General features: G+C 69.0%; 13 protein-coding genes and 1 tRNA gene. 10 read left to right on the forward strand and 4 right to left on the reverse strand.

The features are described from left to right. Positions 1–98 precede the first annotated feature (98 nt). The 3 genes from CU254_RS33700 to CU254_RS33710 are packed head-to-tail and all read left to right on the forward strand — an operon-like array spanning position 99 to position 3,044. Positions 99–1,223 (forward strand): sensor histidine kinase, encoded by a 1,125-nt coding sequence (locus CU254_RS33700; protein ID WP_009083404.1) that lies wholly within the window; start codon positions 99–101, stop codon positions 1,221–1,223. Beyond that, positions 1,220–1,873, forward strand: a complete 654-nt coding sequence (locus CU254_RS33705; protein WP_009083406.1) for a response regulator transcription factor — start codon at positions 1,220–1,222, stop codon at positions 1,871–1,873. Before CU254_RS33700 ends, CU254_RS33705 begins: the two co-directional genes overlap by 4 nt. Before the next feature lie 19 nt (positions 1,874–1,892). Next, positions 1,893–3,044, forward strand: a complete 1,152-nt coding sequence (locus CU254_RS33710; RefSeq protein WP_009083408.1) for a sorbosone dehydrogenase family protein — start codon at positions 1,893–1,895, stop codon at positions 3,042–3,044. Between the two features lie 2 nt (positions 3,045–3,046). Here CU254_RS33710 and CU254_RS33715 read toward each other — a convergent pair whose 3' ends face one another. Further along, positions 3,047–3,763, reverse strand: coding sequence for an SDR family NAD(P)-dependent oxidoreductase (locus tag CU254_RS33715; protein ID WP_009083410.1), 717 nt, complete (start codon positions 3,761–3,763; stop codon positions 3,047–3,049). A 30-nt stretch (positions 3,764–3,793) separates the two neighbouring features. Between CU254_RS33715 and CU254_RS33720 the strand changes: the two genes are divergently transcribed. The 3 genes from CU254_RS33720 to CU254_RS33730 are packed head-to-tail and all read left to right on the forward strand — an operon-like array spanning position 3,794 to position 5,116. Further along, a complete protein-coding gene (locus CU254_RS33720) occupies positions 3,794–4,327 on the forward strand; it encodes a MarR family winged helix-turn-helix transcriptional regulator (RefSeq protein WP_009083412.1) in 534 nt (177 codons plus the stop codon). 10 nt (positions 4,328–4,337) lie between these two features. After that, on the forward strand, positions 4,338–4,736 hold the full coding sequence (locus CU254_RS33725; RefSeq protein ID WP_037718414.1) for an NUDIX domain-containing protein: 399 nt from the start codon (positions 4,338–4,340) through the stop codon (positions 4,734–4,736). Continuing rightward, entirely contained in the window at positions 4,736–5,116 is a 381-nt protein-coding gene (locus CU254_RS33730) for a VOC family protein (protein WP_037715669.1), read from the forward strand. Before CU254_RS33725 ends, CU254_RS33730 begins: the two co-directional genes overlap by 1 nt. A 4-nt stretch (positions 5,117–5,120) precedes the next feature. Here CU254_RS33730 and CU254_RS33735 read toward each other — a convergent pair whose 3' ends face one another. Together CU254_RS33735 and CU254_RS33740 are read right to left on the reverse strand one after the other, a co-directional pair. After that, positions 5,121–5,711 carry a TetR/AcrR family transcriptional regulator gene (locus CU254_RS33735; RefSeq protein WP_037357077.1) on the reverse strand — a complete coding sequence of 197 codons (591 nt, stop codon included), beginning with the start codon at positions 5,709–5,711 and terminating at the stop codon, positions 5,121–5,123. Positions 5,712–5,918: 207 nt separating this feature from the next. Further along, the gene (locus CU254_RS33740) at positions 5,919–6,878 is read right to left on the reverse strand and encodes an acyl-CoA desaturase (protein WP_009083418.1); all 960 of its coding nucleotides are present in this window, start codon (positions 6,876–6,878) and stop codon (positions 5,919–5,921) included. Positions 6,879–7,075: 197 nt separating this feature from the next. Between CU254_RS33740 and CU254_RS33745 the strand changes: the two genes are divergently transcribed. From CU254_RS33745 to CU254_RS33760, 4 genes are all read left to right on the forward strand, one after another. Further along, positions 7,076–7,147, forward strand: a tRNA-Gln gene (locus CU254_RS33745). Positions 7,148–7,237: 90 nt separating this feature from the next. Further along, entirely contained in the window at positions 7,238–8,917 is a 1,680-nt protein-coding gene (locus tag CU254_RS33750) for a diguanylate cyclase (protein WP_009083419.1), read from the forward strand. Positions 8,918–8,962: 45 nt separating this feature from the next. Further along, entirely contained in the window at positions 8,963–10,459 is a 1,497-nt protein-coding gene (gene glmU, locus CU254_RS33755; RefSeq protein ID WP_009083421.1) for a bifunctional UDP-N-acetylglucosamine diphosphorylase/glucosamine-1-phosphate N-acetyltransferase GlmU, read from the forward strand. After that, positions 10,456–11,436: a ribose-phosphate diphosphokinase gene (locus CU254_RS33760; RefSeq protein WP_009083422.1), complete on the forward strand. Its 981-nt coding sequence runs from the start codon at positions 10,456–10,458 to the stop codon at positions 11,434–11,436. Before glmU ends, CU254_RS33760 begins: the two co-directional genes overlap by 4 nt. A gap of 779 nt (positions 11,437–12,215) precedes the next feature. On the opposite strand, the gene CU254_RS33765 is transcribed toward CU254_RS33760, so the two are convergent. Then, the gene (locus CU254_RS33765; protein ID WP_009083423.1) at positions 12,216–12,641 is read right to left on the reverse strand and encodes a pyridoxamine 5'-phosphate oxidase family protein; all 426 of its coding nucleotides are present in this window, start codon (positions 12,639–12,641) and stop codon (positions 12,216–12,218) included. Between the last annotated feature and the right edge of the window lie 63 nt (positions 12,642–12,704).

Here is a 12,704-nt window from a genome sequence, read left to right on the forward strand (position 1 = left end):
GCGGGAAAAGTCGTCCGCTCGGAGGACCACAGCCATCCTCCCGAACGACGCGCCCGACGACGACCGCGCGTTACGTTCGTTTCGTGCGTGGACTGGTCATGTGGGTACGCAAGCAGCGTTGGTTGCTGGACTTGCCGCTGTACGCCGTCTTCGTCGCCTTCGGCCCCAACATCGCGGATCAAGAGACGTGGCCGATCCGCATGGTTTCGATGCTGTTCCTGCTGCCCCTGTTGCTGCGTCGCCGCTACCCGCGCACGGTCGCGCTTCTGATCCTCATCGGAGTCGCTGTCGTCTACGCGAACGAGATCTGGGCCTACGACCGCGGCCGTAGCGACCTCGCGATGGCAGTCATGCTGTACACGCTCGTGAAAGCCGGTGACAGATGGTTCATCGGCTTCGCGGTAGCTATCGTCGGCCTGGACGCCTTCTGGGGATTCACCTGGGGCACCAACACCCTGAACCCGACGCTCACCGTCTTCGGCACACTGCCGCTGTACTTGGCGGCGTGGGCGCTAGGCGCGTTCTTCCGCACGAAGGAACAACTCGCCGAAGAAGAACGACTGAGAACTGAACTGACGGCGTCCGAGGAACAAGCCCGCAGTCGCGCTTCAGTCGCCGAAGAGCGCACACGGATCGCGAGAGAACTTCACGACGTACTCGCACACAGCATGAGCGTGATCGTCCTGAACGCCGAAGGAGCGAAGCTCGCGCGCCACCACGACCCGGACGCTGTCGACCGTACGCTCGACACCATCAGCAAAACCGGCCGTTCCGCGCTCGCTGAGCTGCGGCGGCTGTTAGAAGTGATGCATGCTGGCGAACCCGCGCGCGCTCCGCAGCCGACGCTCGACCAGTTGCGCACGCTCGTCGCGCAGTCCGGCCGCGACATCACGCTCGAAGTCAACGGCGACATCGCCGACCTGCCCGCCGGCGTCGCGCTTCAGGCGTACCGCATCGTCCAGGAGGCCTTGACCAACATGCTCAAACACGCGCCGCCCGACGCGACCGGCCGGGTCCGGGTCACCTTCGCCGGTCCGGAAATCCAGGTCGAGGTCACCAACTCCGGCGGACGGCAGCCGGTCGCGGCGGGACTGCCCGGGTCCGGACGCGGGCTCACCGGCATGGCCCAGCGCGTCGCGATGTACCACGGCAAGCTCGAAACCGGCGCGCTGCCGGACGGCGGCTACCGCGTGTCGGCCACCCTGCGGACGGACGCCGCATGACGTCCGTGCTGATCTGCGACGACCAGGAACTGGTGCGCGTCGGGCTGCGGATGATCGTCGACAGCCAGCCCGATCTGGAGGTGGTCGCCGAAGCGGGCGACGGCGCGGAAGCCATCGAGCTCGCCCGCGCGCAACGGCCGGATCTCGTGCTGATGGACGTCCGGATGCCGGTGCTCGACGGCGTCGCGGCCACCGCGCAGATCTGCGCCGAGCTGCCGGAAACCTCGGTGCTGGTGATCACGACGTTCGACCTCGACGAGTACGCCTACTCCGCGCTTCGCGCCGGGGCCAGCGGATTCCTGGTCAAGGACGCGCCGTCGGACGAGATGCTGGTGGCGATCCGCGGCGTGCTGCGCGGCGACGCGATGGTGTCGCCGTCGGTCACGAAACGCCTGCTCGACCGCTATCTCAGTGCGCATCGGACGCCGCTGGACGAGCAGAAACTCGAGACGCTGACCGAACGCGAGAAGGACGTGCTCGGCCTGATCGCGCGCGGACTGTCGAACACCGAAATCGCCGGAACGCTGTTCATCGGCGAGACGACGGTGAAGACGCACGTCGGACGGTTGCTGAACAAACTCGGGCTGCGGGACCGGGTGCACGCGGTCGTCTTCGCGTATGAATCCGGATTGGTACGTCCCGGCGGCTGAATCGGGGCATGCTGGACCCATGCGTCTCGTCGCGTTGCTCGCCGCCGTCCTGCTGCTCGCCGCCTGCTCGGCCGCGCCGGCGAGCGCACCCGCGAAGCCCGAACCGGACCGGTTCGCCGTGCAGGAGGTCGCGGACGGCCTCGAACACCCCTGGGACGTCGCCTTCCTGCCCGACGGTTCGCTGCTCGTGCCGCAGCGGCCCGGCAAGCTCGCGCTGGTCCGCGACGGCCGGGCGACCGCCGTGCGCGCCGATTTCTCCGACGTCCTCGTGCAGGGCGAAGGCGGCCTGATGGGCCTGGTCCTGGCGGCGGACTTCGCGACCTCGCGCGAGTTCACCACCTGCCAGACCCACCAGGAAAACGGCCGCGCGGCGGACGTCCGGCTCGTCACCTGGCGGCTCGCCGACGACGGCACGAGCGCGGCGAAAGTCCGCGACCTGCTGACCGGCCTGCCGGTGAACCCGAGCGGACGCCATTCCGGCTGCCGCCCGACGCTGGCTCCCGACGGCGCGCTGCTCGTCGGCACCGGCGACACCGCGCGGTCCACCGTCGCGCAGGACCGGCACAGTCTCGGCGGCAAGGTGCTGCGGATCGACGCGAAGACCGGGGAACCATTGCCGGGCAACCCGTTCCTGTCCTCCCCCGACCCGAACGAGCGCCGGATCTACACCTTCGGGCACCGCAACGTGCAAGGTGTCGCGATCCGGCCGGGCACCGGCCAGGTCGTCACCTCCGAACACGGACCGGCGTTCGACGACGAGGTGAATCTCCTGCGCCCAGGAGGAAATTACGGCTGGGATCCGTCGAAGGGCGGCACCGATTCCAGCTACGACGAGAGCGTGCCGATGACCGACACCAAGCGGTTCCCGGACGCGGTTCGTCCACTGTGGACCAGCGGCCAGGTCACCGAGGCGATCAGCGGCGACGCCTTCCTCACCGGCAAGCAATGGGGTGCCAACGAAGGCGCGCTGGTCGTGGTCGCGTTGAAGGGACAGAAGCTTCTGCTGCTGCACCTGGACGCGGCCGCGAAGGTCACCGGAGTCACACTGCCCGCGGAATTCAACGACAAATTCGGCCGGTTGCGCGCGGCCCGAAGCGGACCGGACGGCTCCCTGTACGTGACGACTTCCAACGGCAGCAACGACAAAGTGCTGCGCGTGACCCCCGGCTGAGGTCAGCCGACGTACGCGCCGCCGTTCACGTGCACGACCTGACCGGTGACGTGCCCGGCCTCCGGGGATGCCAGGAACCGCACTACCTCCGCGACGTCGTCCGGCTTGCCCGCGCGTTTGGTCATTGTGTTCTCGACCAGCCATTCCTGGCGTTCGGCGGAGAGTTTCCCGCGAAAGAATTCAGTGTCCACGATCAGCCCCGGCGCGACGATGTTCGCGGTGATTCCGCGCGGCCCGAATTGCCGTGCGGTTTCGGTATTCCACACCTCCACCGCGGCTTTCGCCCAACCGTACGATTCGGCGCCGGTGTGCCCGGCGATCGAACCGATGGTGACGATGCGGCCGTTGTCCGCGAGCCGGTCCTTCAGCGCCGTGGTCACGAACGCCGCGCTGAACAGGTTCGCCCGGAGGTTGGCCGTCCACGCCGCGTCGAGCGCTTTCAGTCCGCCGCTGTCCGCATGCAGGAAATCCGTGTTGCCGCCAGCGTTGTTGACCAGCACGTCGACCCGTTCCGGCAGCTGATCGAGCGCCGCCTCGACCGCCTCGGGATCACTCGCGTCGAAGCTCACCGCACGCGCGCCGAGCAGCGACGCCGCCTCGGTCAGCACGTCCTCTCGCCGTCCGGTGATCGTCACCTGATCACCAGCCCGGGCCAACGCCGACGCGATCGCGTACCCGATTCCGGTGCCGCCCCCGGTCACTACCGCTTCCCGTTTCATCCCACGTCCTTTATTGCTAAAGTACCTCTCGTGGACGACGGTACCGGCGGCGGCGAAAACCCGTCAAGCGACGAGGTGGACGAGATCCAGCGGGCGTGGCTGCGCGAGCGGCCGGGCACGCCGGTGTCGTCCATCGGCGTGATCACGCGGATCTGGCACATCGCGAAACTGCTGGAGGACGACCGGCGCGCGACCATGCTCGAACTCGGGATGGACGCCTCGACCCGCACCCTGCTCAGCACACTGCGCCGGGCCGGGCCGCCGTACCGGCTCAGCGCGGGCGAACTCGCGAAACGCTGCCGGGTCAGCCCCGGCGCGATCTCCCAGCAAACCGCGCGGGCCGAACGCGACGGCCACGTCCGCCGGGTCAAGTCCACTTCGGACCGTCGCGGAGTGTACGTCGAACTGACCGAGGCCGGGCACGAGCTGATCGAGCGCACCGTCGGAGACCTGCTGGAGCACGAGGAAACCCTCGTGTCCGCGTTGTCCCCGGCGCAACGCGACCAGCTCGCCGATTTACTGCGCATCCTGCTCGCGGACCTCGACCGGCGGGCGCGGAGGTAGGGTGACCGGCATGCCCACCATCGACAAAGTCGCCTGGCTGCACGTGGTCGACGGCAAGCTGCTCGCCGCGCGCTCGGCGGGCAAGGACACCTGGTACCTGCCGGGCGGGAAACGCGAGGAAGGCGAGTCGGACGTCGAGACTCTGGTCCGGGAGATCGCCGAGGAACTGAGCGTGACGCTGGACCCGGCTTCCGCGCGGCTGGCCGGAACCTGGGAAGCACAGGCGCACGGCAAAGCGGACGGCGTCGTGGTGCGGATGACCTGCTACACCGCGGAGTATTCCGGCGAGCTGAAGCCGAGCAGCGAGATCGAGTCGTTCGGCTGGCTCGCGCACGCCGACCGCGACAAGGTGTCGGCGACGGTCCAGCTGATCCTCGACGACCTGCACGCACAAGGGAAACTGGCCTGATGCTGCGGCTCGGGACCACGGTGCTCGGAGTCGCCGACGTCGACCGCGCAACACGGTTCTGGTCTGAGGCGCTCGGGCTCGTCGAGGACCCGGAATGGGCGAGCGAGACGTGGCGGACGCTGGCCCATCCCGGCGGCACGCACGCACTCGGCCTGATGCGCAGCGATTCGCCCGCCGAACCGCGGCCGCGGCTGCACCTGGACCTGTACACCGACACCGCGGAGGAGCAGCGCGCCGAGGTCGAACGGCTTATCGGGCTGGGCGCGCAACGGGTCGACTGGCCGCATTACCCGCCGAAGCCGGATTTCGTCGTCCTCGCCGATCCCGACGACAACCGGTTCTGCGTTGTGGACCTCAGCAACGCGCCGTCCGGCAGCTAGGGAATCAGCCGAGCAACCGGGGCTTGTTCTCCAAGTGGGACAACCCGTTCCAGGCGAGATTCACCAGATGCGCGGCCACTTCGTCCCGCTTCGGCTTGCGCGCGTCCAGCCACCACTGCCCGGTCAACGCGACCATCCCGACCAGCGCCTGCGCGTACAGCGCGGACAGCTTCTCCTCATACCCGCGCGCGGCGAACTGCTGCGCGAGGATGTGCTCGACCTGGCTCGCGATGTCGTTGAGGACAGTCGAGAAGGTGCCGGTGGAACTGGCGACCGGGGAATCGCGGACGAGAATGCGGAAACCGTCGTGGGAATCCTCGACGTAGCTCAGCAACGCGACGGCCGCCTGCTCCAGCATCACTCGCGGGTGTCCACCGTGGAGGGTCGAGACCATCCGGTCGAGCAGCAGCTGCGTCTCGCGGTCGACGACGACGGCGTAAATGCCCTCCTTGCCGCCGAAGTGCTCGTAGACCACCGGTTTCGACACGTTCGCCCGCGCGGCGATCTCCTCGACGGAGGTGCCGTCGAAACCCTTTTCGGCGAACAACGCGCGCGCCACGTTGAGCAATTGCTGCCTGCGCTCGGTGCCGGTCATGCGCACCCGGGCGACCGGTGCGGCCGGCCGCGCGCCGGTGACCGCCGCTTCTCGCTTCGCCCGTCGTCTCGCCGCCATTCGCAGCAGGGTAGCGGGCTCGGCCCCGGCCGGCTTCAGGGAGCCGCCGGTCGAGACGAACGAACCCCGCCGGAGCGACGGGGTTCGTTCGGCAGAGCGGGCCGGGAAAACCAAGCCCGGCAAGGAAAACTACTTGGCCTGCGCCGCGATCCGGGCGAGCCGCTGCGGGGTCGGCCACCGCACGTCGTGCACCCAGCCGAACTTTTCGAAGATCCAGATGAGCCGCGCCGACATGTCGATCTGGCCGCGCTTCACGCCGTGCCGGGCCGAGGTCGGGTCGGCGTGGTGCAGGTTGTGCCACGACTCGCCGAAGGAGAAGATCGCCAGCGGCCAGAAGTTCGCCGAACGGTCGCGGGCGGCGAACGGGCGCTCGCCGATCATGTGGCAGATCGAGTTGACCGACCAGGTCACGTGGTGCAGCACGCAGATCCGGACCAGGCCCGCCCAGAAGAACGCGGTCACCGCGCCCCACAGCGACCACGAAAGCAGGCCGCCCAGCAGCGCCGGGCCGAACAGGCTCACCAGCGACCACAGCCAGAACAGGTCGTCGACCTTGCGGATCGCCGGGTCCTTCACCAGATCCGGCGCGAACCGGCCCTGGTTGCTCTTGTCGCGCTCGAACAGCCAGCCCATGTGGGCGTGCCAGAAACCCTTGGCGATGGCCAGCGGCGACGTGCCGTACGCCCACGGCGAGTGCGGGTCGCCGTCGCGGTCGGAGAACGCGTGATGGCGCCGGTGGTCGGCCACCCAGGTGATCACCGGTCCCTGCAACGCGATGCTGCCCGAGATCGCCATCACCACGCGCAGCCACGGCTTCGCCTTGAACGAGCCGTGCGTGAAGTGCCGGTGGTAAGCGACGGTGATGCCGAGGCCGCTGATCCCGTAGAACACGACGAAAAGCGCGACGTCCAGCCAGGTCAGCCCCCAGCCCCAGGCGAACGGAACCGCGACCAGCAGCGCCACGATCGGCAGCAGCACCCCGAAGTACACCGACAGCTGGACGCCGATCGACCGCTGTCCTTCGATGATCGGCTTGGGCCCCTTTGGCGGGTCGCCCGCTGACTGAGAACGATCGAGGGTGGCCGTCATGCGCTCACTTCTTTCCTCTCACAACCCCTTGCGAAGGGTGCCCTTACCTACGGTGTCGTAAGTTACGGTACAGGAGGTTTCCGGCGCTGTGGAGGCCCGAAAAGTCCGATTGCCCGGTGCCCGGGACGGGTCTGTGGCGCACGCCTCCCCCTCCTGGCGCCGCCGTCCTCGATCATCGCTATCCTGACCAGGACCGATCCGCCGTAGTGTAATCGGCAGCACTTCAGATTTTGGTTCTGACAGTTCAGGTTCGAATCCTGGCGGCGGAGCTGCACATCCGGCGAGGGCGATGGGAGTGGGGGCGGCTGAGCGAGGAACCGAGCGACCCCGCGGGCGCCCGCCGCCCGACCCTGGTCGAGATGTCGGACGCGTGGCTGGTCGGGCGCGCGCGGGAACTCATCGCGGCCGTTCAGCGCCAGGAGCACGAGAACCAGCTCGAGATCGTCAAGATCATGGACGAGCTGCTCGAAGAAACCCTCCGCCGGGGTGAACCCACGCTCGTCGCCCAGCTGCTGCGCGCCTCCGCCTTCTCCCGGCTCGTGACCCGCGGCCTCGCCGCCGAGGCCGAACCCCGGCTCGACGAAATGCTCGCGCACACCCGCCGGCACGGCCTGTCCCTGCTGCGCGCGGACGCGCACGCGCTGCGCGGGCGCCGGCTCGTGCTCGCCGCGCAGGAGGACGCCGCGCTCACCGAGATCGCCCGCGCGCTCGCGATCCTCGACGATTCCACGATCCCGGACCGCCAGGTCGGCGTCCGCAACTGGAACCGCATGCAGTCGATGGCGCTCATCGACTGCTGGATCGTGCTCAACCAGCTCGGCGTCTACGAGGCCGCCGAGGAGGTGATCGGCCGCGCGCACCAGGCGATCCGGGAAAGCGCGAGCCCGCACGAGATCACCCTGCAGCTGATGAACCGCGTCAAGATGCTGCTCGGCTGGGGCCTTCGGCTCGAGCGGATCGAGCAGTACGACGAATCCGCGGAGAAGTTCCGCACCGCCGCGTCGATGGCGGTGGCCGCGGAGGGCCCGTTCGCCGAATCGCTGTTCCCGCGCAAGATCGGCGTGTCCGCGGTCGACCAGGTCGGCGTGCTGGCCGCGGCGCTCGCGCTGCACAACCCGTCGGCCGAGCACGTCGACCGGCTTCAGGGCATGCATCTCGGCCACCACTACCCGCACGAGCAGGAACTGGTCGCGATCGCGCTGGCCCGCTGTCTCGACGCGGCCGGCCGCCGCTCGGACGCGCTGCAGGTGCTGCGGGAGTCGCGCGAGGTGCTGGCCAAGGACGTCTCGCAGCCGTCGATGCGGCTCACCCTCTCCCGCGAACTCGCCCGGCTCGACCCGGAAGCCGCGAGCCAGTCGCTGATCGACTACGCGACCGCGCTGGAAACCGAAATGTGGGCGCTGCGCGAATCGCAGATCGCCACGCTGAACGCGCGCCGCGAGCATGAACGGCTTTCCGCCGAGCACGGCGCGATCACCCAGCAGGCGCTGCAGGATCCGCTCACCGGCCTGCCGAACCGCCGCGCGCTCGACGAACGGCTGCGCGCGCTGGCGTCGTCGGCGGACGCGCAGCCGCTCGCGGTCGCGCTGGTCGACCTCGACGGGTTCAAGGGCGTCAACGACAAGCAGTCGCACGCCGAGGGCGACAACGTTTTGCGTGTTGTGGCAAGCACTCTGCGCGATGCCCTGCGCGGCGACGACGTGGTGGCCCGCTACGGCGGCGACGAGTTCATCGTGCTGCTGCCCGGCGCCCCGGCGTCGGCGGCGAAGATGGCGCTCGGCCGCGCGGCCAAGTCCGTCGCGACGCTCCCGCACCACCTCTCGCACGGGGTGACGCTGTCCATCGGCTTGGTGTCGCTGCGTCCGCAGGAGCGGGCCGAGCAGGTGCTCGCGCGCGCAGATGCGGCGATGTACGAGGCGAAACGCGGCGGCGGCAACCAGGTCGCGTCGGCCAACTCGATGGCAGGCGACGGCACGGGCGGCTGGCCTGGGGAAACGGCTCCGACCGACCCCGCGTGGAGCGCTGAGGACCCCACGTAGGATCGTTGGTGCTCGTCAACGCACCGGTGAATCGTTGGGAGACTCGTGAGCGGCCCGCTGAGCACGCTGATCCTCGCTGCGGGTGAGGGCACCCGCATGCGTTCCTCCACTCCTAAGGTGTTGCACCCGATCGCCGGAAGGCCGCTGGTGGAACACGCAGTGCGCGCCGCCGCCGGCCTCGCGCCGCAGCATCTGGTGGTCGTGATCGGACACGGCCGCGACGCCGTGCGCGCCGAACTCGACCGGGTCGGCGAGACGCTCGGCCGCGAGGTCGCCACCGCCGTGCAGGAGGAGCAGAAGGGCACCGGGCACGCCGTTTCGTGCGCGCTGGCCGAACTGCCGGAGGGGCTCACCGGCACCGTCCTCGTCAGCTACGGCGACGTTCCGCTGCTGGACACCGAAACCCTGGAAGCGCTGCGGGCCGAGCACGCCAAGACCGGCAACGCGGTCACCGTGCTCACCGCCGAGGTCGCCGACCCCACCGGCTACGGCCGCATCGTGCGCGGCGCCGACGGTTCGGTCAGCGCGATCGTCGAGCACAAGGACGCGACGCCGGACCAGCGGGCGATCACCGAAATCAACTCCGGCGTCTACGCCTTCGACGCGGCCGTGCTGATCGACGGCCTTTCGCGGCTGTCCACTGACAACGCGCAGGGTGAGCTTTACCTCACCGACGTCCTCGGCATCGCGCGCGAGGACGGCAAGGGCGTCGGCGCGCTGGTCGTGGACGACCCGTGGGTGACCGAAGGCGTGAACGACCGCGTGCAGCTCTCGGTACTCGGCGCCGAGTACAACCGCCGCATCGTGCGCCGCTGGCAGCGCGAGGGCGTCACGGTCACCGACCCGAACACCACCTGGATCGAGGCGGACGTCACGCTCTCCCGCGACGTGCTGATCGAGCCGAACACCCAGCTCAAGGGCCGTTGCTCGGTCGGCGAGGGCTCTGTTGTGGGCCCGGACACCACGCTGACCGACGTGCGGATCGGCGCGGGCGCTTCGGTCGTCCGCGTGCACGGTTCGGGCTCCGAGCTGGGCGACGGCGTGAATGTCGGCCCGTACACGTACCTGCGCCCGGGCACGAAGCTCGGCGCGAAGGGCAAGCTGGGCGCGTTCGTCGAGACGAAAAACGCGCAAATCGGCACCGGGACGAAGGTGCCGCATCTCACGTATGTGGGCGACGCGATCGTCGGCGAGCACAGCAACATCGGCTGTTCCAGTGTCTTCGTGAACTACGACGGGGTGAGCAAGCACCAGACCGTCGTCGGTTCGCATGTCCGGCTTGGGGCGGACAACACGCTGGTCGCGCCGGTGCGGATCGGGGACGGCGCTTACAGTGGAGCCGGTGCGGTGATCCGCGACGACGTTCCGCCTGGCTCACTGGCGCTGTCGGCCGGTCCGCAGCGCACCATCGAAGGCTGGGCGGTCCGGCGCAGGCCGGGTACGCCCGCGGCGGAGGCGGCGGAAGCCGCTCTCGCCGCCCAGCAGCAGGACACCGTTGTGTCCGAGTCAGCAGCAGGAACCGACGGGGAGTCGCCAGCATGAGTCCGAAGTCAGGTACGCCGAAGAAGAATCTGATGCTCTTCTCCGGGCGTGCGCACCACGAGCTCGCGGAAGAGGTCGCGAAGCACCTCAACGTGACGATCACCCCGCAGACCGCGCACACGTTCGCCAACGGCGAGCTGTTCGTGCGGTTCGAGGAGTCGGTGCGCGGTACCGACGCGTTTGTGATCCAGGCGCACACCACGCCCATCAACGAGTACGTGATGGAGCAGCTGATCATGGTGGACGCGCTCAAGCGCGCGAGCGCCAAGCGGATCACCGTGGTCATGCCGTTCTATCCGTACGCCCGCCAGGACAAGAAGCACAAGGGCCGCGAGCCGATCTCGGCGCGGCTCATCGCGGACCTGTTCAAGACCGCGGGCGCGGACCGGATCATGACGGTCGACCTGCACACCGCGCAGATCCAGGGCTTCTTCGACGGCCCGGTCGACCACCTCATGGCGCAGACCGTGCTCGCCGACCACATCAAGGCGACGTACGGCAACGCCGACATCACCGTGGTGTCGCCGGACTCGGGCCGCGTGCGCCTGGCCGAGAAGTGGGCGCAGCAGCTCGGCGACCGGCCGATCGCGTTCATCCACAAGACCCGCGACCCGGACAAGCCGAACCAGGCCGTCGCCAACCGCGTGGTCGGCAAGGTCGAGGGCAAGCTCTGCGTGCTGATCGACGACATGATCGACACCGGCGGCACGATCGTGAAGGCGACGGAGGCCCTGCTCGAGGAGGGCGCGGCGGACGTGGTCATCGCGACCACCCACGGCATCCTCTCCGACCCGGCCACCGAGCGGCTCTCGCAGTGCAAGGCCCGCGAGGTCATCGTGACGAACTCGCTGCCGATCCCGGAAGAGAAGCGCTTCCCGGGACTGACGGTGCTGTCCATCGCCCCGATGCTGGCCGAGGCCATCCAGCAGGTCTTCGAGGACGGTTCGGTCACGTCGCTGTTCGACGGCAACGCCTGAGTCTCAGCAGTTTCTGACGACGCGGCCCGAGTTGGCGGCGCGGCCTGGAGCAGGTCGTGTCCGCTGGCTCGGGTCGCGTCGTTTTGACGACCACGCCCGTTCGCCGGGACGAGGCTCGCCCGACCAACGCCGCTGTGCCTGGGCAGATTCCTCCGGACGACAGGGTCACAAGCGGACCGCACCATCGCAGGCAGAAGCACGCCTGACCCCAGGCTGCCGATCCGAGCTGACTGCCTTCGCCAGAAATCCGCGCTCCACGCCACGCGCAGACGGCACCTCGCTCGGGCGGAACCGCACGCCTCAGCACCGCACCCGGACAGACTGCGGACAGCCAGCGCACGGACAATGCCGTTCGCGGGCAGCGCCATACGCGGGCAGGGCCGCACTCAGGCAGCGCTGCACGCAGGCAACGCCATACGCAGACAACGCCATACGCAGGCAACGCCGCACGCAGGCAACGCCGCACGCAGGCAACGCCGCACGCAGGCAACGCCATACGCAGGCAACGCCATACGCAGGCAACGCCGCACGCAGGCAACGCCATACGCAGACAACGCCATACGCAGACAACGCCGCACGCAGGCAACGCCATACGCAGGCATGACCGCCGCGGCAGCGACGCCCTTGTCCGGCACCACTTCGAGCAACCGCGCCACCCTAGTCAGCCAAAAGCACCCCTCACCCTTCCGTTCTCGCTTCCTCTCTCCCTCCCCCCTCCCCCGAACCCACCCACCCACCACCACCGCGAAGCCCTCACCGCAAGCCCCGCATCAACCCCCTCACACCGCGCCCATGTCCGACGACAGCCACCTCTCCGGGCGCATGTGGAACGCCATGTGCTCGCCCAGCTGGGTCCGCTCGAACTCCACGTACCCGGCCACCTTGTCGGCGGGCAGGTAGCGCGACGCCATCTCCCACGTCAGCTCGTAGCTGCCCGGCCGGGTCCGCACCACCGGGCCCTCCACCGACACGTACCGGACCGTCGGCTCGACCCGTTGCGCCATCAGGCTGAACCGGCCCGCCGCCTGGATCGCCTTCCCCTTGCGCGAGTCCGGTTCCGTGATCACCCACAGTTCGCCGCCCGGGGTGTACTGGTACCAGATCGGCACCGTCAAAGGCGCGCGGTCCGGGCGCTCGACCACCGAGAGCGCGCCGATGTGCGGTTCGGCCAGAAACTGTTCCCGTTCTTCCTTCGACAACACCATGCCCCGAAGCTAGCGACCGGGTACGACAAAAACCGGGTTCCGCCGGGGGCGAAAACCGATGCG

The sequence above is a fragment of the Amycolatopsis sp. AA4 genome (assembly GCF_002796545.1).
Taxonomy (GTDB): domain Bacteria; phylum Actinomycetota; class Actinomycetes; order Mycobacteriales; family Pseudonocardiaceae; genus Amycolatopsis.

Excerpts from the sequence above, each read along its gene's own strand:
- CU254_RS33700 (WP_009083404.1), top strand. The coding sequence starts at position 99 with ATGTGGGTACGCAAGCAGCGTTGGTTGCTGGACTTGCCGCTGTACGCC.
- CU254_RS33750 (WP_009083419.1), top strand. The coding sequence starts at position 7,238 with ATGTCGGACGCGTGGCTGGTCGGGCGCGCGCGGGAACTCATCGCGGCC.
- CU254_RS33730 (WP_037715669.1), top strand. The coding sequence starts at position 4,736 with ATGCTGCGGCTCGGGACCACGGTGCTCGGAGTCGCCGACGTCGACCGC.
- CU254_RS33735 (WP_037357077.1), bottom strand. The coding sequence starts at position 5,711 with ATGACCGGCACCGAGCGCAGGCAGCAATTGCTCAACGTGGCGCGCGCG.
- CU254_RS33760 (WP_009083422.1), top strand. The coding sequence starts at position 10,456 with ATGAGTCCGAAGTCAGGTACGCCGAAGAAGAATCTGATGCTCTTCTCC.
- CU254_RS33740 (WP_009083418.1), bottom strand. The coding sequence starts at position 6,878 with ATGACGGCCACCCTCGATCGTTCTCAGTCAGCGGGCGACCCGCCAAAG.
- CU254_RS33715 (WP_009083410.1), bottom strand. The coding sequence starts at position 3,763 with ATGAAACGGGAAGCGGTAGTGACCGGGGGCGGCACCGGAATCGGGTAC.
- CU254_RS33725 (WP_037718414.1), top strand. The coding sequence starts at position 4,338 with ATGCCCACCATCGACAAAGTCGCCTGGCTGCACGTGGTCGACGGCAAG.
- CU254_RS33710 (WP_009083408.1), top strand. The coding sequence starts at position 1,893 with ATGCGTCTCGTCGCGTTGCTCGCCGCCGTCCTGCTGCTCGCCGCCTGC.
- CU254_RS33705 (WP_009083406.1), top strand. The coding sequence starts at position 1,220 with ATGACGTCCGTGCTGATCTGCGACGACCAGGAACTGGTGCGCGTCGGG.
- CU254_RS33765 (WP_009083423.1), bottom strand. The coding sequence starts at position 12,641 with ATGGTGTTGTCGAAGGAAGAACGGGAACAGTTTCTGGCCGAACCGCAC.